Annotated in this window: 14 protein-coding genes; 3 read left to right on the forward strand and 11 right to left on the reverse strand. The window is 72.2% G+C overall.

Translation table 11 applies throughout. The annotated features are described in order from the left end of the window. The first annotated feature begins 11 nt into the window (after positions 1 to 11). Complete coding sequence (locus OG906_RS04670; protein ID WP_329440239.1) at positions 12 to 266, forward strand: DUF1049 domain-containing protein; 255 nt, start codon at positions 12 to 14, stop codon at positions 264 to 266. Between the two features lie 92 nt (positions 267 to 358). Here OG906_RS04670 and OG906_RS04675 read toward each other — a convergent pair whose 3' ends face one another. Further along, positions 359 to 1120 (reverse strand): maleylpyruvate isomerase family mycothiol-dependent enzyme, encoded by a 762-nt coding sequence (locus OG906_RS04675; protein WP_329440241.1) that lies wholly within the window; start codon positions 1118 to 1120, stop codon positions 359 to 361. A gap of 288 nt (positions 1121 to 1408) precedes the next feature. Here OG906_RS04675 and OG906_RS04680 point away from each other — a divergent pair, with 288 nt between their 5' ends. Then, positions 1409 to 1999 carry a TetR/AcrR family transcriptional regulator gene (locus OG906_RS04680; RefSeq protein ID WP_267829318.1) on the forward strand — a complete coding sequence of 197 codons (591 nt, stop codon included), beginning with the start codon at positions 1409 to 1411 and terminating at the stop codon, positions 1997 to 1999. A gap of 102 nt (positions 2000 to 2101) precedes the next feature. On the opposite strand, the gene OG906_RS04685 is transcribed toward OG906_RS04680, so the two are convergent. From OG906_RS04685 to OG906_RS04695, 3 genes are all read right to left on the reverse strand, one after another. Next, positions 2102 to 2686: a hypothetical protein gene (locus tag OG906_RS04685; RefSeq protein WP_329440253.1), complete on the reverse strand. Its 585-nt coding sequence runs from the start codon at positions 2684 to 2686 to the stop codon at positions 2102 to 2104. Positions 2687 to 2733: 47 nt separating this feature from the next. Beyond that, positions 2734 to 3081 (reverse strand): VOC family protein, encoded by a 348-nt coding sequence (locus OG906_RS04690; protein WP_329440255.1) that lies wholly within the window; start codon positions 3079 to 3081, stop codon positions 2734 to 2736. Positions 3082 to 3161: 80 nt separating this feature from the next. Then, positions 3162 to 3902 (reverse strand): 4'-phosphopantetheinyl transferase family protein, encoded by a 741-nt coding sequence (locus OG906_RS04695; RefSeq protein WP_329440257.1) that lies wholly within the window; start codon positions 3900 to 3902, stop codon positions 3162 to 3164. Between the two features lie 92 nt (positions 3903 to 3994). Between OG906_RS04695 and OG906_RS04700 the strand changes: the two genes are divergently transcribed. Continuing rightward, a complete protein-coding gene (locus OG906_RS04700; protein ID WP_329440259.1) occupies positions 3995 to 4435 on the forward strand; it encodes a VOC family protein in 441 nt (146 codons plus the stop codon). Between the two features lie 78 nt (positions 4436 to 4513). On the opposite strand, the gene OG906_RS04705 is transcribed toward OG906_RS04700, so the two are convergent. The 7 genes from OG906_RS04705 to OG906_RS04735 form a co-directional block, all read right to left on the reverse strand. Next, positions 4514 to 6088 carry an MFS transporter gene (locus OG906_RS04705; protein WP_329440261.1) on the reverse strand — a complete coding sequence of 525 codons (1575 nt, stop codon included), beginning with the start codon at positions 6086 to 6088 and terminating at the stop codon, positions 4514 to 4516. A gap of 42 nt (positions 6089 to 6130) precedes the next feature. Continuing rightward, on the reverse strand, positions 6131 to 6946 hold the full coding sequence (locus tag OG906_RS04710; RefSeq protein ID WP_329440263.1) for a thioesterase II family protein: 816 nt from the start codon (positions 6944 to 6946) through the stop codon (positions 6131 to 6133). After that, on the reverse strand, positions 6943 to 8115 hold the full coding sequence (locus OG906_RS04715; RefSeq protein WP_329440265.1) for a class II histone deacetylase: 1173 nt from the start codon (positions 8113 to 8115) through the stop codon (positions 6943 to 6945). The genes OG906_RS04710 and OG906_RS04715 overlap by 4 nt, the downstream gene beginning before the upstream one ends. Beyond that, the gene (locus tag OG906_RS04720; RefSeq protein WP_267798834.1) at positions 8112 to 8420 is read right to left on the reverse strand and encodes a hypothetical protein; all 309 of its coding nucleotides are present in this window, start codon (positions 8418 to 8420) and stop codon (positions 8112 to 8114) included. Before OG906_RS04720 ends, OG906_RS04715 begins: the two co-directional genes overlap by 4 nt. An 85-nt stretch (positions 8421 to 8505) precedes the next feature. Further along, the gene (locus OG906_RS04725) at positions 8506 to 12543 is read right to left on the reverse strand and encodes a bifunctional SDR family oxidoreductase/pyridoxal phosphate-dependent aminotransferase family protein (protein ID WP_329440275.1); all 4038 of its coding nucleotides are present in this window, start codon (positions 12541 to 12543) and stop codon (positions 8506 to 8508) included. After that, the gene (locus OG906_RS04730) at positions 12540 to 13661 is read right to left on the reverse strand and encodes a DNA alkylation repair protein (protein ID WP_329440276.1); all 1122 of its coding nucleotides are present in this window, start codon (positions 13659 to 13661) and stop codon (positions 12540 to 12542) included. Before OG906_RS04730 ends, OG906_RS04725 begins: the two co-directional genes overlap by 4 nt. Continuing rightward, positions 13651 to 19980: a polyketide synthase gene (locus OG906_RS04735; protein ID WP_329440277.1), complete on the reverse strand. Its 6330-nt coding sequence runs from the start codon at positions 19978 to 19980 to the stop codon at positions 13651 to 13653. The genes OG906_RS04730 and OG906_RS04735 overlap by 11 nt, the downstream gene beginning before the upstream one ends. Position 19981: the final 1 nt, after the last annotated feature.

Here is a 19981-nt window from a genome sequence, read left to right on the forward strand (position 1 = left end):
ATACTGGACCCATGACGCGGAAAAGCGGCACGTCACACCGTCCGCCCACGCTGACCGTCAAGGGCCGGGACCTGCGGTTGCGCACCCTCGGCCTGCTCCTCCTGGTCGCCCTCGTGATCTGGTTCATCGCGGCCAATACCGGATCCGTGACCGTCAGGATGTGGATCCCCACGGTCACGATTCCCCTCTGGGCCGTACTCACGGTGACCCTGCTCGTGGGCATCGTGCTGGGCCTGCTCATCGCCCGCCGCCGGGCCAGACGCTGAAGCGCGCGTCCCCGCCCGGAGGGCCCCGGCACGGGAGCGCGGCGACGGCGTTCGACTGACGGCCCGCGGTGTGGAGGGCCGGGGCTCCCGACCTAGAAGGCCGAGTGGGCGAACCAGTGGGCGGGCAGGTCGGCCTCGCCGAGCAGGTGGAACGCCTTGTTTCGATGGTCCAGACGCCCGTAGAGGGCCAGCAGGAGGTCGGCGGCCGATCCCCGGACCGTGGCGTCCGCCGCGCGGGGCTCGGCGTCGTCGGCCACCAGGGCGAAGCCGTCGGGGCGCAGCCGGACCGTCCAGGCCTCGTCGCCGTCCGTGCAGCTGAAGCGAAGGGTCCGGTCGGGGGCGCGCAGTCGGGCCGTCAGCGGTGCGAAGGGGAAGGCGAACGGGAGGTTGGTGAGGAACTCGTCGATGCCGTCGACGGCCAGGGCGCGGTCGACGTGCGGGGTGAGACCGAGTGCGAGTTCGGCGTCGACCCGGTGGACGAGGGTCTCGAAGAGCATCCGCCTGACCCAGAAGCGGGCGTGCTGGTCGACTCCCCAGGCCCACATCGGTGCGTCCGGGTCGGTGGCGGCGAACACCTCGGCGGCCTCCGCCGCGCTCGCGGCCAGCCAGTCCGGGAGGGCGTCGGGGTGCTCGGGCAGCCGCAGGTCCACCTCACGGCTGGTCGGAGGCTGCTGAATGCGCCGGCGGAGCAGCTCGGTGAACCAGCGGTGCACGCTTCCGACGTGCCGCGTGAGGTCCTCGAGGGTCCAGTCGGGGCAGGTCGGGACCGGGGTGGAGAGGTCGGCCGCCGTGATCGTGGTGACGAGTGCGGCGGTCTCGGTGGCGACGGCCGCCTCGTGCTGGGCCGGGTTCATGCCGTGCGCCTTCCCTCGGGTGATGGTGCCCCGACAGTGAGGATACTTGAGAGCATTGATAGTTCACGTTGTGAAGCATGTTGAACCTAATGCGCGGACGTCGAGGGTGTCAACTTCCGGTGAACGCCCCGCGCCGCGCGGGACGGATCCACCGCGCCGCCACACCCGTGGCCCCGGGGCGCCCGCAGAGTGGGACACGGTCACGGGCGCACACCTGTCGCTCGCCCCGGTGGCGGCGAAGTACCGTGTGCACGTGGCTTCAAATGGCCGAAGACGGGGGTCGTGGCGATGACGAGCGGGGTTCGGGCGCAGCAGCGGGAGCAGACGCGACTCACCCTGCTGCGGGAGAGTCGGCGCCTCTTCTCCACCTTGGGCTACGCCTCCGTGGGTCTGTCGGAGATCGTCCGGGCCGCCGGGGTGACCAAGGGCGCGCTGTACCACCACTTCGACAGCAAGGCCGACTTGTTCCGGGCCGTGTTGGAGCAGGTGCAGCAGGAGGTCGCCGCGCACATCGCGGCGACGGCGGACGCCCAGGAGGATGCCTGGGACCAACTGGCGCACGGCTGCCAGGCGTTCATCAGCGCCTCCACCGATCCCGCGCTCCAGCGCATCATGCTGGTCGACGGGCCGGCCGTGCTCGGCTGGCGGGAGTGGAGGGCCATGAACGAGGCCACCTCGGGCCGTCACCTCACCGAGGCGCTCACCCTGCTCATCCACGAGGGCACGATCCCCGCGCAGCCGGTCGCGCCACTCATGCATCTGCTCTCGGGGGCCATGAACGAGGCGGTGCTGTGGCTGGCCGCGTCGGAGGAGTCCGCCGATCTCACGGACACGCGGCAGGCGTTGGCGCGGATGCTGGAGGCGCTCCGCGCGAGGTGACCCCGGGGGCGCACCGGGCGCCCGACCGTGCCGGCCCGGTCCGGGCCCGCCCGCCGGGCATCGACGGAGCGGCGCGCCCCGGACTCCGCCCCGATGCCGCGCCTATCGGGCGCGCCTCGCGCAGTTCAGGCAACCGCCCTGTCCGCCGCGGATGTTGTTGAGGGTCGGCGTGCCGATGTGGCCGCACCGCAGACACCGGCACTTCCACGGGTCGCGCACTCGGCCGGGGAAGGGTTCCAGCGGCTGCATGCCGATCGCGCGCATGTCCGCCTCGGCGACCGTCGGATCCACCGGTGCGCGTCCGGCGCAGACCAGACAGCCGCTGCCCGCCCGTATCCCGAACAGCCGCGGGTGGACGACCCGCCCGCAGGCCAGGTGGCGGCTGCGCCATCGCGCTCCGGCGCCCGGGTAGGGGTCGAGGGGCTCGAACCCGGCACCGCGCATGTCCGCCTCGGCTCGTTCCCGACCGGCGGCCAGTCTTCGCTCGTCGGCGGCGGCCCGGCCGCACCGGCGACAGCCGGAGGTACGGCCGGAGCGCACCGAGCCGAGGGTGGGTGCGACCGTGTGCGCGCTCTTCAGGCAGCGGCAGTTCCAGGCCGTGTGGGACCCGGGGTAGGGCTCCAGCGGTTCGAGTCCGGCGGCGCGCATGATCGCGGCCGCCACGGCGGGATCGATTCTTCCGGGCACGGCTCGGCTTCCCCCTTCGACGAGCGGCCCCCTCGGCCGGTGACCGGTCAGTTCGGTGCGACGACGTCGATCCAGACCCCGTTGGGATCCTTGACGACGAGATGTCCGCCGTCCGGGGACCGCCGCGCCCCGAGGGCGGCCAGTCGCTCCCACTCCCCCGCCCGGTCGTCGACCTCCAGGGTGATCCGCACCGCGCGCACCGGCGTGCGGAACGCCTCGGGCAGTGCGGGATGACCGTGGTCGACGAGGGCGATTTCGTGGTGCCGCCCGGGCCGGCCAAGGTCGGCGTACCACTCGGTCGGGTGGGTGGCGGTGAAGCCGAACAGCCTGCTGTAGAAGGCGCGGGATTCCACTGGCCGTGAGGTGCAGATCACCGGACAGAAGCTGGTCAGCATGGGGGGCCATCTCCACTCACGTACCAACGGTATGCGAACTGAACCTAATGACATACCGTTGGAATGTCAACGCGACTCCGCTACTCCAACGAGGCTTTACGGCCCGGGACATGCCCGTACGCCGACCAGTTCAGCTCGCACGGCTCGGTGGGTGTCCGCACCCCTGCGGGAATGGCCACGGCTGCGGCATGCGTGCCGTCCTGGGGGCCGCAGGACAGGTTGACGACGGTCCAGTCCGGGGGCCGCCCCGCGCTCGCGTCCCCGAGGTAGTCGCGGTGCAGTCCCCGACCGAGCCCGGTCCCCAGCGCCTTCAGGTACGCCTCCTTGCGCGTCCACAACCGACAGAAACGCAGGGGCCGTTGTTCCCCGGGGGTGCGGAGCAGCTCGTCCCGCTCCCGCGGATGCAGCCGCGCCAGGCACAGCTCGACCGTCCGGTGGCCGGGCAGTCGTTCGGCGTCGACCCCGACGGGCGCGTCGGCGAGGGCGACGAGCGTGATGCCCGCGCAGTGGGAGAGGGAGAAGTGCAGGGTGTCCGGGCCGTCGAGGAGGACCGGCCGGCCGTGCTGCCCGCCGCAGTGCGCGCACCGGTCCCGGCCGAACCGTATGTCGCGGGGGTGGATCCCGAGCCGGTCGCCCAACACCAGCCGCAGTCCGGCGTGCGCCGCGAGGTACATCGACCGGTCGCGCCGGTGGGTGAAGGAGTCCGCCCTGGCCCGTTCCCCCGCGTCCAGCAGGGAGAACGAGAACCCCTCCGGCCAGGGGGGCTCCCGGCGCACCGCCCAGATCCGGACCTCGCGCAACGGGCTTTGTGTTGATGCCATGTCCGCCTGCCTTCGATGCGGCGGACGTGACGCCCGGGCCCGTGCCTCGTTATGAGGAAATGACCGTATGCCCGCCTCTGAACGGTGTTGTGATGACGTCTTCGGCCCTGACCGGCTTCTATCCCGTGCTCTGCACCGAGCGGCTCGATGAGTCCGTGGCGTTCTACTGCACCCTGTTCGGGTTCGAGACGACCTACACGAGCGACTGGTACGTCAGCCTGCGGCAGCCCGCGCCTGCGCACCACGAACTCGCCCTGGTCGCCGCGGGGCACGAGACCGTGCCGGAGGCCTTCCGTCGGCCGGCGGGGGGCCTGCTCCTCAACTTCGAGGTGGCCGATGTGGACGCCGAGTACGAGCGACTCGTCACGGGCGCCGGTCTGAAGCCGGAACTGTCGCTGCGGGACGAGGCGTTCGGCCAGCGACACTTCATCGTGGCGGCCCCCGACGGCGTGTTGATCGACGTCATCACACCCATCGCACCCGCGGCCGCCCATGCCGCCTGCTACGAGGACGGGGCCGTCCCCGGGGCGTGAGCGGTGTGGCCCCGCGTCCGCGACACGGGGCCACACCCCACCGGCGTCCGCCCGCGCCGACCGGCACGGGCGGGGGCGCTATCCCTCCACGGCGGCGGCGTTCAACGCGCCGTCGGCCGAGCCGTCGGAGTCGGCGGGGTCCCCGTCCCCGCCCGTGGCCGGAAGCTTGATGACCGCGGCCACCAGCACGGCCGAGGCGAGCGCCATGAACACCCCGATACCGCCGATGATGTTCATGCCGTCGGTGAAGGCCGCTCGGGCCGATTCGAGCAGGGCCGTCGCCACCTCCGAGGACAGGGGCTGCGCCGCCTCGACCGCCCCGGCGAGCGTGTCACCGGCACCCTCCGGCACCCCCGCGGGGACATCCACCCCGCTGCGGTACACGGCGGCGCCGAGGCTGCCCAGCAGGGCCACGCCGAGCGCCATGCCGAGTTCGGTGCTGGTCTCCGAGATGGCCGCGGCCGATCCGGCCTGCTCGGGCTGGGCCGATCCGACGACGATGTCCGTGCCCAGGGCGATGAGCGGGCCGCCGCCGGCGTAGACGAAGGCGAAGCCCGTCACCACCTGGGCGACACCCGACGAGCTGTCGGCCAGGCTCAGCATCAGGTGCCCGATGGCCGACACCGCCAGTCCGGCGGCGACGACGTACGCCGGACGGAACCTGCTCGCCGCCATCGGGGACACGACGGCCGTCACGATCAGCGCGAAGGCCGCGGGCAGCAGGTACAGGCCGGCCTTCATCGGGGACAGTCCGCCGACGAGCTGGAGGTACTGCGTCACCGTCAGGTACGTGCCGCCCGCCACGAGCATGCTGAGCAGCAGAGTGATCAGCGCCGTGCGGAAGGTGCGGTTCCCGAACAGCCCGAGGTCCAGCAGCGGGCTCGTCAGGGTGCGCTGCCGCCGGACGAACAGGACACCGACGACCAGGCCCACGACGAGCGCCAGGACCGGGATCGGGCCGACCCCGTCGTTGGCGATCTCCTTGAGTCCGTAGATGATCGGAAGGATGGCGGCGAGCGACAGTGCCACGCTCGTCAGGTCGAGCCGCCCCGCCTCCTCGTCCCGGTACTCCGGCAGCAGGATCGGTCCGGCCACCAGCAACAGCCCCATGATGGGCACGCCGAGCAGGAAGACCGAACCCCACCAGAAGTACTCCAGCATGGCGCCGCCGACCACCGGGCCGAGCGCGATGCCCACGGAGAACATGGTGACCCAGACGGCGATGGCGACGCCGCGCTGCCGGCCGTCGCGGAACATGTTGATGATCAGGGCGAGGGTCGAGGGCATCAGCGTGGCTCCGGCGATGCCCATCGCCGCCCGCGCCGCGATCAGCATGGCCGGGTTGTCGGCGAACACGGCGGCCAGGGAGGCGACGCCGAACGCGGCGGCACCGATCAGGAGCAGCTTCCGGCGGCCGATGCGGTCACCCAGGGTTCCCATGGTCACCAGGAATCCGGCGATCAGGAACCCGTAGATGTCGATGATCCACAGCATCTGGGCGGCGGAGGGGTTCAGGCCCTCGCTGATGTGCGGGACGGCCAGGTGCAGCACGCTCACATCGATGGACAGCAGCAGGGTCGGCAGCGCCAGTACGGCCAGGCCCAACCACTCGCGGGGTCCTGCCTGCTCGGTGGTGTCGGCGGTGGTACTCATTCGGTTCCTTTCGGGGGTGGTGCTGATCGGTGCCCGACACGGTCATCGGGCGAGGGGGTGGGGGAGGAGCGGATCCGACCGGGGGTCGTCGGGGCGGGGCACCAGACGGGCGGCGATCGCCGCCGCGTTGGCGGGTGTGTAGAGGTAGAAGTGGCCGCCGGTGAAGCTCAGCCGGTCGAAGCCGCCGGAGGTCTCCAGCGCCCACAGGTGCATCCGGTCGTCGATGACGACCGGGTCGTCCACGGCACCGAGCGCCAGGATGGGGACGCCGGTGCCGGACAGCGGCCGGCGGTAGGTCTCCATGGCCTCCAGGTCGGCCCGGATCGCGCGGAGCGACGGCCGCATCAGGTCGGCGCGGTCCATCAGTCCCGGGGACATCCCGCCGATGTCCGTCAGGTGCTCCAGCAGCTCCGTGTCACCGCGGAGGTGGGCGAACGGGGGCTCGCCGGGGAAGCACGGCGGCTGGCGTGCCGACACGGCCAGCAGGGTGGGAGGCAGTCCCTTCTGCTCCATGAAGCGGGTGAGTTCGTATCCGAGCACACTGCCGAAGCTGTGCCCGATGACCGCGTACGGCAGCGGCTCCAACTCCGCGAGGCCCTGGCCGAGGGCGTCGACCAGCGGCTTGACGCGGGTCAGCGGCGGCTCGTTGATGCGCGCGCCGCGACCGGGCAGTTGGGCGACGACGCACTCCACGTCCTCGGGCAGCACCTGCCACCAGGACCGGAAGGCGGACGGCCACCCGCCGGCGTGCGGGAGCGCCACGATCCGGAACCGCGGGCGGACCCGGGTCCCCGGGCCCGGGCCGGCGCCGGCCACCCGACGCGCGCCGTTGCCCACCGTCATCCACCAGCCGCTCATCCCGGCCCCCCGTCCGCCGGCGAGGGCCGCCCGGAGGCGCCGGACCGGCCTGCCGCGGACGCCGTGCCGGCCAGCAGCGGGTGGTGGGCCTCCAGGTGGGTGATCACCCGTTCCTGGTGCCGTTGGAGGCGCTGGCCGGGGAGGTGTTCGAGGGAGTGCAGGAACGGGTCCTGGGGCGCCGGCAGGCCGGCGATCGCACTGGCCGTGCCCAGCACCAGCATCGGCTGGTACCAGGCCGAGTAGCCGCCCTCGTGGGCGAAGACGATCCTGCCGCCGGTCAGTTCGTCCGCGAGCCGGCACATCGCCGCCGTCATGGCGTGGAAGGTGCGGCTGGTGCACAGCATCCGACCCATCGGGTCGTGGCCGCTCGCGTCGACGCCCGCCGCGACCAGGATCAGATCGGGGCCGAAGGCGCGGGCCGCCGGTGCCACGATCCGTTCCGTCACGGCGAGGTAGGCGCCGTGGCCCGAGCCGGCGGGCAGCGGCACGTTGAGCGTGGTGCCCGCGCCCTCGCCGGCGCCGGTCTCCAGCACGAGACCGGACGCCGCCGGGAAGAGCCCCTCCTGGTGGACCGACACGTACAGCACGTCGGGGTCCTCGTAGAAGGTCCGTTGGATGCCGTTGCCGTGGTGGACGTCCCAGTCCAGGATCAGCACGCGGCGCGCACCGTGCCCCTGCGCGGCGCGGGCGGCCACCGCCAGGTTGTTGTACAGGCACAGCGCCATGGCCCGGTCCGGCTCGGCGTGGTGGCCGGGCGGCCGCACCAGGCAGTACGCCCGGTCGAACCGGCCCTCCATGACGCCGGTGGCCGCCTGTACGCAGGCCCCTACGGCGAGCCGCGCGGCGTGCGCACTGTGGTAGTTGACGTGGGCGTACACGCCGGCGTCGCCCGCGCCGGCCGCCGAGGCCGCCTCGACCCGCTCGATGTGTTCGGGTACGTGCACGAGCAGCAGGTCCTCGTCGGAGGCGGGCGTCGGGGTGAGGCCGGTGAACCGGTCCATCACCCCGGACGCCTTGACCAGCCCCTCGGCACGCCGGAGGTCGGGGTCGACCGCGAACTGGCGCAGCGGCTCGACGCCCGGCCCGACCGGCACGTACCCCGACCCGGGACCGGGGTCGTGCCAGAAACAGATCTCGTGGCTGTACCACGCGAGGCGGGAGGTGTTCACCAGCCGGACACGCCCAGCGAGGCCCGGCTGATCCCGGCGACCTTCTCGATGTACTGGAAGTAGTACTCGCGCTCCTCGTCGGGCGTGCGCTTGGTGCGCATCGTCGTCTCCAGCAGGCCGAGCACCTCCCCCGCTTCGGTGGAGGTCAGCCGCCGGTCGCCGACCTCCTTCTCGAACGCGCGGATCCGCGCGGTGGGCTCCACCACGCCCGACGCGAACTCCGTCTGGTCGGTGCCGTGGTTGCGGGTCGAGGCGATGGTCTTCAGAACGGCCCCGAAGAACGCCGTGGTGTCGACATCGGTCATGTTCGATTCCCCCTTGGTTGCCGTGCGGCCATCGGCGCACGGTGGTGTCCCGTCGGTTCTGTGGAGCGCTCCGCCCGGTCAGTGCTCAGTGGATGAGGCCACAGGCACGGCCGGCCTTCTCCAGCGTCACGACGGCCGCGTCGAGGTCGGCGTCGGAGTGGCTGAGGTTGACGATGGTCCGCAGCCGGGGCAGCGTGCGCGGCACGGCCGGGTAGACGATCGGTTGGACGAAGAGCCCGTCGAGCTGGCAGAGCCGGGCCATCTCCCCCGCCTGGTCGGCGGTCGCGCAGATGATCGGCACCACCGGCGTCTCGCTCGCCAGGGTGTCGAAGCCCAGGGCGCGCAACTGCTCGCGGTACCGGGTCGTCTTCGCCCGCAGCTGCCGGGTGAGGGACGGGGCGGCCGCCATCACCTCGATCGCGGCCTTGGCCGCCGCCACCTGGGCGGGGGTCGCGGCGGCCGAGAACATCCAGCCGCGGGCGTTGTTCTTCAGCGCGAAGACCAGGTCCCGGGACCCGGCGACGTAACCGCCCGCGCTGGGCACCGTCTTGGAGAGCGTGCCCATCTTGACGTCGACCCGTTCCGGGTCGATGCCGAAGTGCTCGGTGATGCCGCGGCCGGTGTCACCGAGGACGCCCAGGCTGTGCGCCTCGTCGACCATCAGCGGTGCGTCGTGACGCTCGCACAGTTCCACGATGCCGGGCAGGTCGGCCACGTCTCCGTCCATGCTGAACACGGCGTCGGTGACGACCAGCCGACCCGCGTCGCCGACCTTGCGCAGGGCGCGTTCCAGGTCGGCGAGGTCGTTGTGGGCGTAGGTGATGACCGACGCGCCGGAGAGCCGGTAGCCGTCCAGGATGCTGGCGTGGTTGTAGACGTCGCCGATGACGAGGTCGCCGGGGCCGACGAGAGCGCCGACCGTGGCCACGTTCGCCATGTAGCCGCTGGAGAAGACGATGGCGTCCTCGGTGCCCAGGAAGCGGGCGAGCGCCAGTTCCAGCTCCCGGTGCAGGTGCAGGGTGCCCGCGAGCAGCCGCACCCCGTGCGCGCCGGTGCCGTGTCGCTCGACGGCACGCAGGACCTGGTCGTCGATGTAGTCGTGACCGATGAGTCCGAGGTAGCTGTAGGAGGCGAAGTTCAGGAACCACCGGCCGTCGAACTTGATCCGGGAGCCCTTGGCCTCCTCGATCACGGGCTCGTAGAAGTACTCGTCCTTGGCGACGATCAGACGGTCCTCGGCCGACAGCGCGTCGATGCGGCGGTCGAGGAACCGGCCGTGGGGTGCGTCGGCCAGCCGGCCGGGCAGGGTCCGGCGCGGTATGCGGTCGGTCGCCGGGGCGGGGTCGGGCACGGCCGCGCCGACCGCGGCCGGAGCCGGGCCACCGGCCCGCGGCGGGACGGGGGTCGGCGGCGCGGCCGGGGTGGGCGGGGCGTGCGGCGCGTCCCTGAAGCGGTCCCAGTCGGGGACGAACGAGGCGCCGGCGGCCCGCTCCGGAACGGCCGGCCGGTACTGCTGCTGCTGAGGTGCCGCGCCGCGCGACCTGTCCACCGGGGCCGGCGCGCGCACCTCACGGATCGGGGCGGGGGTGGGCGCGGGGGTGGGAGCGGCCCTGGGCGTGGGGGCCTGGTCGGGAAGGGCGCGCGGGAGCGATTCGAGGTGGGCGAGCAGCGCGCCGACGTGGGTGCGCTCGAAGAACACCATCGGGTCGATGTCGAGCCCGTCGGCGGCCAGCGTCGCGGCCAGCTCGACCGCCATCATCGAGTCGAGGCCCATTTCCAGCAGGTCGTCCTCGGCGGCCACGTTGTCGACGAGCAGGACCCTGCCGATCGCGTGGGTGAGCGACGGCCACAGTCCGGTTTCGGGCGTCACAGCGGTCATGGGTGCATCCTTCGCTTTCGCGGCGGCGGACAGGACGTAGTGCGCGGGTGGTTGGCCCAGGGCCGTACGGAGCAGGTCGATGCCGTCGCCCGCGGTGAGGGCGGGGACGCCGTGCGCGGCGGCTTTGGGGGCGATGGACTCGCCCATGCCGACGGTCCACAGGCCCCAGCCGAGGCTGTACCAGGGCCGGCCCTCGGCGCGTTGGCGGGCGGCGTAGCCGTCCAGGTAGGCGTTGGCCGCGGCGTAGGCGCTCTGGCCGAGGTTCGCCCGTACCGCGGCGACCGAGGAGAACAGGGCGACGAACGCGGGCTGTTCGTACCCGGACACCAGGTCGGCGAGCGCGTGCGCCCCGCCGATCTTGGGTTCCAGGACGGCGTCCACCTGATCCGCGGTCAGGCCGCGTGCCAGCCCGTCGCGCAGGACTCCGGCGGCGTGGAACACCCCGTCGTAGCGCGGGGCGCCGGAGAGTGCCTCGCGCAGCGTGCGGACGTCCGCCGCGACGATCTCCAGGTCGCAGCGTGCCGCCAGTCTGTCGAGGCGCTCCCGGGCCTCTCCCCGGTCCGGGACGGTCCGTCCGACCAGTGTGAGGTGGGCGCAGCCCGCTTCGGAGAGGTACTCGGCGACACTCAGGCCGATGCCGCCCATGCCGCCGGTGATCAGGAAGCGGCCGCCTCGGTGGCGCGCCTCATCGGTGGCGGCCGTCGGCGGATGCGGCCGTAAGGAGGGTGCGTACCAGGTGTCGCCGCGTCGGGCGAGTTCCGGCCGGTCCTGACCGAGCGCCTCCCACACCGCGGCGCTACCGTCACCCTCCGGACCGGCGGGATCGCCGGGGTTCCTGTCGGAATGGCCGGGGTTGCTGTCGGGGTTGGGGTCCGGGTCGGGGTTGAGGTCGAGCAGGCGGATCGTGCTGCGGGGATGTTCGACCCGCAGCGTGCGGCCGAGACCCCACAGGGCGGTCATGAAGGGGTCGACGGTGTCCTGGGCCGTCACCTGGTGGGCGGCGGTGGTGACGATCAGCAGGGAGGGCGTCGGCGGCCGGGCCAGGAGCCGGCGCACCACCGCGAAGGCCTCCCGCAGTCCCCGCGAGACCTGCGCCTCGCCGGTGCGTCCGCCCGGTGCCACGTACACCACGTCCCGTAAGACGGTGTCCGCCGGCAGGGTTTCCAGGCCGCCCGCGACGAGTTGCTCCGGCGTCAGGTGCAGGACGTGCCGGCCCGCCGGGGGACGGAGGGCGTGGTCGGACACGACCAGCACGGGGCCTTCGGCCGCGGGCGCGTGTCCCGGATCCGGGTCCGCCCGGTGCCAGACGACGGTCTCGATCGAAGCGGTCGCCGGCGGCGCCTGCCCGGCTTCGACCCGCCGGGCGGGTCCGGCGGGCCGAGGCCGGGCAGGGGTGGCCGCCGTGGGCTCCGGGGACGTCGCGAACCCGGGGGGTGCGGCGGCCTCCGGGGAAGTCGTGGGTCGGGCGGCCTTGAGGGTGATGCGGTCCAGTTCGAGCAGGACCTCCCCCTGCTGGCTACAGACCAGGGCACGCCCTCGTACGGCGCCTCCGCCGCCCTCGGCGGGGCCCGGCTCGTCCCGTTCGACCAGGGCGATCACCGTGCCGGACATACGGCGGCGGGCCTCCAACCGGCCGATGTACCAGGGCAGGCAGGCCCCGGCGGCGCCGTCGTCGAGCATGCCGAGCGCCTGGAAGACGCTGTCGAGCAGCGGCGGCGGCACGAAGGGGGGCGCCGACGCCGGGTTCGCCTCCTCGGTGGCCCGGAGCATCAACAGCATGCGGCCCGGGCCGCGGTGCGCCGACCGGATCGCCCGGTACGCCGGCCCGTACGTGATCCCGCTCGCCTCGCGCCACGCGGCCACCTCGGACAACGGCACCTGCTGCGTGCAGCCGGCCCGCAGCGCGGCCACGTCGACGTAGCGGGGCGGCGGCAGCGGGCTGCCGGTGGCCCGGGCGGTGCTGTGCTCGACGGGTACGCCGTCGTTGCCGGGCGGCACGGAACGAAGGGTGCACCGGCCGTCTTCCGCCGTATGGACCTCGATCTCGGTCCCGGCCCCCGTGACGAGCAGGGGTGTCCGGAAGGCGACCTGTTCCAACACCCATTGGTGGTCGGGTCGCGCGGCATCGCAGGCCGACAGTACGGCGTCGATCTGCGCGGCGGCGGGGGCGACCGGGACGCCGCCGATCCGGTGGTCGCAGACGAGCGGGTCGGCGGCGCCGAGGAGTGATCCGACGGCGCTCATGTGTGGAGGTCGAATCGTCCGGTGGCGAGGGCGAGGCCGTTCACCTGGATGTCGACGGTGTGCTCGCCCGTGTAGTAGCGGCGGGTCTGGATCTCCTTGATGGTGTGCGTCTTCTCCAGGGACCGCCGTTCGCCGGCGCCGAGTTCGAGGGTGGTCAGCTTGAAGACCTTTGGAATGCTGCGCCCGTTCTTGCGCACGTGGTGCACCACGTAGTCGACGGCGATGCTGTGCGGCCGGTCGTCGGTGTTCTCGATGTCGAAGTCGATGACGAGGGTGTCCCCGATGGTCACCGCCCCGGGGGTGATCCGCAGCCGGGGCACCTTGACGTGCTCGCCGCCCGTGGCCCCGAGGATGGCGAGGGCCTGCTGGTCGCCCTTCTTCACGAGGGTGCGCAGCCCTTGCTTGACGATCCAGTTGGTCTCGGGGGTGGGGCTCTCCTCCAGCCAGCGGAGCGCGGTCGCGAGCGCGAGGTCGGGACTGTCCTTGGAGATGTCGTTGAGGTTGTTGGCGACGGACTTGCGCACGTACTCCGAGGGGTCGCTGCGCAGCGGTTCGAGGATGTCCAGGACCGGCAGCGGGTCCTTGACGAACACGGTCAGGGTCCGGGCCCAGGGCAGCCGGGAGCGGATGCCCTCGGTCGCCAGCCGCCGCACGTTGTGGCTCGGGCTCTGGGCCCACAGCGCGACACGCTCCATGGTCGGCGCGTAGTGCTGTTCGACGTAGGGGCGGATCGCGTACTCGCCGGTGTGTCGCCTGGTGATCTCCTCGATGGCGTCGAGTGACGCCTCGGGGTGGTCCAGGCCGTACTCCTCGACGAAGCGGGCGACCGGCATGAGGAACCAGCTGGTGTTGAACATGCCTTCCCCCTCGGCCAGTTCGTCGCCGAGCACGGACAGCAGGATCGGCAGGGCATCGGGGTATTCGGCGGGGAGGCGGGTGCGCAGCCCTTCGGCCAGGACGAGGACGCGGTCCTTCAGTTCCTTGTCGGGAATGCGCGCCTCGACCTCTGCCGCATAGTCCTCCACGTCGAATGCGGGGTGGACGGGGCGGATCTTGTCACCGATCAGGCGTGCCGCTTCGCCGTTGAAGTGTCGCTTCAGTCCGTATTCACTTGCCATGGTTCCGGTGCCTCTTCGTCTCGTTCTCGATGTTCTTGTTCGTCGTGTCGTGGGGGCCGGCGGATATCCAGAACCGCTGCCGTTTGAAGGGGTAGGTGGGAAGGGTGATCGTCCGCTGCCCCTTCCCCGCATGCACACCCGACCAGTCGAGATCCCCCGACGTCGCGTTCACATACGCCGCCAACGACCCGTGCACCTCCACCTGATCCACCCGATCCCGACGCAACGTCCCCAACCACACCGGCTGCTCCCCCACCCACGAAGCACGCGCCAACGACGTCAACTGCGGATGCGAACCGATCTCCCACACCACCCCCGCACCCAACCCACTCACCGTCGCAACCGCCTCACCGAAACGAACCGGCTCACGAATCGCCCGACCCCAATACCCCGGATCCACCACCGACCCCGCCGAATGCCAACCACCCGACACCGACGACACAAACCCCACCACCGGAGCCGACAACCCCACCCCCGCCACCGCCTCCACGAAAGGCGCCACCGCACCCTCCATCAAAACCGAATGAAACGCATGACTCACCACCAACGGAGAACACCGCAAACCCGACCCCGAACAAAACTCCGCCACCGAATCCGCCGGCCCCGAAACCGTCACCACCCGCGGCCCATTGAAAGCCGCCACCTCCACACCCACAAACCCCGCCAAAGCCTCCACCACAGCCCCGACATCCCCATGCACCACAGCCATCGCACCCCGACCCGGCTGCCCCTCCATCAACTCCCCACGCAACACCGTCAACCGCAACAGATCCGCCAACCCCAACACACCCGAAGCCCACGCAGCCGTCAACTCACCCAGACTGTGACCCACCACCGCATCCGCACGAACCCCCACCGACTCCAACCACCGCACCAACCCCACCTGCACCGAAACAATCCCCACCTGCGCATACCGCGTCCGATCCAACCCCCCACCCACACCACCGAACAACACATCCAACAAAGGCACATCCAAATGCCCCACCAACAAAGCCGCACACTCATCCAACGCAGCCCGAAACACCGGCTCCGTCACATACAAACCCCGCCCCATCCCCCCATACTGCGAACCCTGACCCGTGAACATGAACACATTCGGAACCGAAACACCCCCCTTACGAGACACAGCAACCCGCCCCTCCGCCACATCCCGCAAACCAGCCCCCACCACACCCGCATCCACACCCGACACCACCGCACGAAAACGATGCCCCGCACGCCCCACATTCGCCGAGAAAGCAAAATCCCCCAACACCTCGGCAGAAACACCCACCAACCCATCCGCATACACGCCCGCCAAAGAACGCAACGCGGACTCATCAGCCCCACTCACCCGCACCACAAACGAATCCTGCGACAACACCTCACGCGTCGACCGAACAGGAGGCTCCTCCACGATCACGTGCGCATTCACACCACCCATTCCGAACGCGCTCACCGCCGCCCGACGCGGACCACCGTCACGCGGCCACTCCACCGCACGGTCGGCGAGGTAGAACGGTGTTTCCTCGAACCGGATGTGGTCATTGGGCCGCACCACATGCAACGACGGCGGAACCACCCCGTGCTCCATCGCCAGAAGGACCTTCACCAGACCCGCCAGACCCGCCGCCGGCTCCAGATGACCCACATTCCCCTTCAGGGAACCAATCGCGCAGAACTGCGACCTGCCCGTCACCCCACGCCACGCACGCGTCAACCCCTCCACCTCGATCGGATCACCCAAACCCGTCCCCGTCCCATGCGCCTCCACCAGACCGATCGAATCCACCGACACCCCCGCGTCCCGCAACGCCGCGGAGATGACGTCGGCTTGGGCGCGCGGGCTGGGTGCGGAGTAGCGGCTCGTGCGTCCGCCGTGGTTGACGGCGGCTCCCTTGACCACGCCCCGGATCCGGTCGCCGTCGCGCACGGCGTCGTCGTACCTCCGCAGGACCACGGCCACGGCGCCTTCTCCGGGAACGAAGCCGTCGGCGGTGCTGTCGAAGGCACGGCTGCGGTGCCGGGGTGACAGGGCCATGAGGTCGCCCATCGACCGGAAGTACTCCGGGCTGATACCGGCGTGCACGGCCCCGATCACCGCCGTGTCGATGTCACCGGTGCGCAGGTGTTGGAGTGCCGAATGCAGGGCGACCAGCGAGGAGGAGCAGAGGGTGTTGACGAGTCCGCTCGGGCCGTGCCAGTCCATCAGGTACGACAGTCGATTGGCGATCATCGCCTCCAGGCCGAGGCCCCGCCCTTCGGCCACGCCGTGGCGCACGCGCTCCTCGTGGTAGTGGTCGTGGCTGTAGGCGATCCACAGACCGGTGCTGCCGTGGGCGCGGGCGCCGATGCGGCCGCCGTCCTCCAGGGCCTCCCAGATCGTCTCGTAGACGATGCGTGCCTGCGGATCGATCAGGGGGGCTTCACGGGCCGAGATCCGGAAGGGAGCCGGGTCGAACTCGTCCACGCGGTCCAGGAACGAGGCGTGCGGGACCGGTCCTTCCGTGTTCTGCCATCGGCCCTCGGGGAGCGGGCGGACCGTGTCACGGCCTTCGACGAGCAGCTCGGCGAAGGCGGCCAGGGAGCCGGCGGTGGGCAGCCGGACCGCGGCGCCCACGACGGCCACGTCGCGCGGCCGGGAGGCCGGGGCGGCCTCGGAGTGCGCTTGCGCGTGGGCGGCGTGGGCGGCGTGGGCGGTGTCCTCGGCATCGGCGGCGACCGGGCGCGGGGTGACGGTGGCGGTTGCCCGCGCCTTCGGTACGGGCTCCGTCGGAGCTTGCTCCGTCAGCGCGGGCTCCTTCGGCGGGGCCGGGGCTTCGGGTTCCGCGGTGGCCTCGGGATCCGGAGTGGCCACGGGCGGCGGGTCGGTCGGGGTCGCCTGCGCGTCGACGAGCGCGGGCGCCTCCTCCGCGAGGAACTCGGCGAACTGCCGCGGTGTCGGGTACTCGAAGAAGACCGTCGGGTACAGGGACAGGCCGTGCTCCTGGGAGATGCGCTCGCTCAACGTGACCAGGCCGACCGAGTCGAAGCCGGCGGAGAGGAACTCCGTGTCGGCGTGTTCCTCGGGGGTGCCCGTCAGCGCCAGGAACCAGGCGAGGGCTCGTACGGGCCTGGAGGTGGCGGCGGGTGCCGCGGGCGCCGGTGTGGCCACGGGGCGGGCGGGTGTCGGAGCGGGTGCGGGGCGGGCGAGTGTCGGAGCCGGCGCGGGACGGACGGATGTCGGAGCGGGCGCGGGCGGCTGCGCTGCGATCGGCGATGCGGGCTCGGCCGGCGCGGGCGGGCGCGCTGCGATCGACGTCGACGCCGGGGACTCGGCCGGCGCGGGCGGCTCGCCCGCGGCGAAGGCTTCGACGGGAACCCGCTTGGACGACATGTCGGCGAAGACCAGCAGGGGTGTGCCCGCCTCGTCGGTGACGGTCTGGGTGACCCGGCAGGCCTCGTCGTTCCAGAAGGCGATCTCCGTCCGTACGTAGGCGGCTTCGTCGAGCGGCCCCAGGACGTCCAGTCGGCCCACGGAGAGCGGGATGAACGCGGTGGCGTCCGCCGCGCCGAACACCGGGTTGGCCGGGTCGATCGCCGCGACCGTCACGCTGTCCAGGAGCCCGGGAAACAGGTGTACGCCGGGCGGGTTCATCTCCCGCTGTCGGGCGCCCTCGATCCGGGCGAGGGTGCCGCCGTCGGGGAGGCTCGCCACCCAGGAGATGTTCCGGTAGTACCGGCCGTGGTGGTAGCCGATCCGGCGGAGCCACCGGTAGAGGCCGGAGCCCGCGTGCACGGTGGAGCGGGCGCAGTCGGCCAGCAGGCCGGCGAGGGGGACGGGGAGCGGCGGCTCGGACGGATGCGCGTCGGCGAGCCGGCCGGTGACGTAGGGTTCCCCGCTCTCGGCGTCCTCGATCCGGAACCGACCGTCCGCGACGACCCTGCCGATGACCCGGCGGGCCCCGGACGCGATGAGCGGGCGGTGGAAGAGGACGTCCCGGGCCCCGTGGAAGGGTTCGCCGCGCAGGGCGGCGCCCTCGCGCAGGAAGTCGAACCAGGCGACTCCCGGGAGCATGAGCGTGCGGTACACGGCGTGCTGGGCGATGGGGGCCTCGGCCGGGCCGAAGACGCGGGCGTACGTGTACCCGGCCGCACCCTCGTCCGACACCAGTTCCGCGGGCGATCCGGGTTCGGCGGAGCGCAGCGGCTCGGCGAGGTTCAGGGCCCGGCCGCGCGGCTGGGCGTGGGGCAGCAGCCGCTTGTTCCACGCCGCGCCGGTGGCCTGCTGGAACGCCGGCCAGTCGATGTCCCGGCCGGCCCGGAAGAGCTCCGCGGCGATCCTGGCGAGTACCCGGTCGACCTCCCGCTCGTCGCGTGCTGGGGCGAGCATTTCGCCGACGTCGTGACCGGCGGGGCCGACCCGGGTGTCGTGGTCGGGGTCGGCGGCTCCGCGCAGGACGTCGGCCAGGGCCCGCTCCAGCGGAACGCGGCCCCAGGCGAAGTCCCCGACCGCCTCCCAGCCCGGAGGCAGGTCCAGAGCCCCCTCGGGCACTCCGCGCTCGCGCAGGGCGATCGCGAGGGCGACCGCGGACAGGATCCGCAGCAGTTCGCCGGAGAACTCGGCCGGCGACGTGCCGGTGGCCGCCTCGAAGAGGCCGACGACCTCGTGCACGGCCGGTGTGGAGCGGTCGAGGGCGAACAGCCACGCGGGCGGTGCCGCGGCGGCTTCCGGACGTATCGATACGACGGTGTGGGGACGGCCGAGGGTGTGGGCGGGCGGGGTGGCGGGCGTCAGGAGCCAGGCGCGCAGCGCGGCGGCGAGTTGATCGGCGTCCGCGCCGACGACGGCCGTCCGCTCCGCGCGGTGCGGTCGTGCGAGTCGGGCCGTGGCGCAGGCGTCGCCGAGGCCGCCGGGCCGGTCCGCCAGGGTGGGTAGGAACTCCAGCCACTGCGCGGCCAGTTCGCGCAGTGCGTACGGGCTGTCGGCGGAGAGCGGCAGTACGTGGACCGGGCGGGTCCGCGTGTCGGTCGCCGCCGGTCCGGCGGGGACGCCGGCCGGGTCGGGGGCGGCCTCGACCACGACGTGGGCGTTGGTGCCGCCGAATCCGAATCCGCTCACGGCGGCCCGGCGTACGGGCGCGCCCGGCCACGGGCGGGCGGTGTCGGGGAGGTGGAAGGGGCTGTCGGCGAGGTTGAGGCGCGGGTTGGGCGAGTCCACCGCCACGGCCGGGACGATGCCCTCGCGGAGCGCGAGGATGATCTTCGCGAGTCCGGCGAGGCCCGACGCCGAGTGCAGGTGGCCGATCCGGCGCTTGACGGAGCCGAGCGCGACGGAGTTGCGCGGGACCCCGTGTCGGGTGAACACCTCGGTGAGCGCCCGTACTTCGATCGGGTCGCCGATGGCGGTCCCGGTGCCGTGCGCCTCCACGTAGTGGACGGTGGCCGGGTCGATCGTCCGGTAGGCCTTGCCCAGCAGATCGATCTGGGCCTCCAGGCTGGGCGTGGTGACGCCCATGGTGCGGCCGTCGTTGTTGACCGCGACCCCGCTGACGGCTCCGAGGATCACGTCGCCGTCGGCCAGCGCGGCCGGCATCGGTTTCAGCACGAGGGCGGCGGCTCCCTCCCCGGGCACATAGCCGTTGGCCCTGCTGTCGAAGGTGTGGCACAGCCCGTCCGGGGAGAGCGCCCCGGTACGGGAGAGGAGGACGAACGTCAGCGGGTCGATGAGCAGGTCCACCGCGCCGACCAGGGCGAGTTCGCAGGTCCCGGCGGCCAGGCTCTGGCAGGCGAGCCATACCGCCGACAGCGAGGACGAACAGGCGGTGTCGACCACCAGGCTCGGGCCCGCCAGGTCGAAGCGGTCGGACAGCCAGGCCGCGGTGAAGTTCTGCGACCGTCCCCACAGGGCGGCGGGCCCGGGCTCGCCGGCGGAGCCCGGGGTGCCGGGCGGAACCAGCCCCCGGCCCCGGTCGAATCCGTACCCGTTCATGCGCGCGCCGACGAACACGCCCGCGTCGAGCCTGCGGCGCACCCCCAGGTATCCCGCGTCCTCCAGCGCGCGGGCGCCGACCTCCAGCATCACCCGCTGTTGGGGGTCGAGGAACACGGCGTCCTCGGCGGTCATGCCGAACGCCTCGTGGTCGAAGGAGAACGGGTCCACCAGGAACGCGCCGCGGTGGTGCGTTCCCTGGTGGGGGCCCTCGCCCCGGTACAGTTCGCGGGCCCACCGGCTCGGCGGGACCTCGCCGACCTCGCTCCCGTCGCGGCCCAGCAGGGCCGTCAGGTCGACGGCGTCCTCGGCGCCCGGGAGTCGTACCGCGAGGCCGATCACGGCGATGCGGGTGTCGAGCTCGCTCACG

Source organism: Streptomyces sp. NBC_01426, from assembly GCF_036231985.1.
GTDB lineage: Bacteria > Actinomycetota > Actinomycetes > Streptomycetales > Streptomycetaceae > Streptomyces.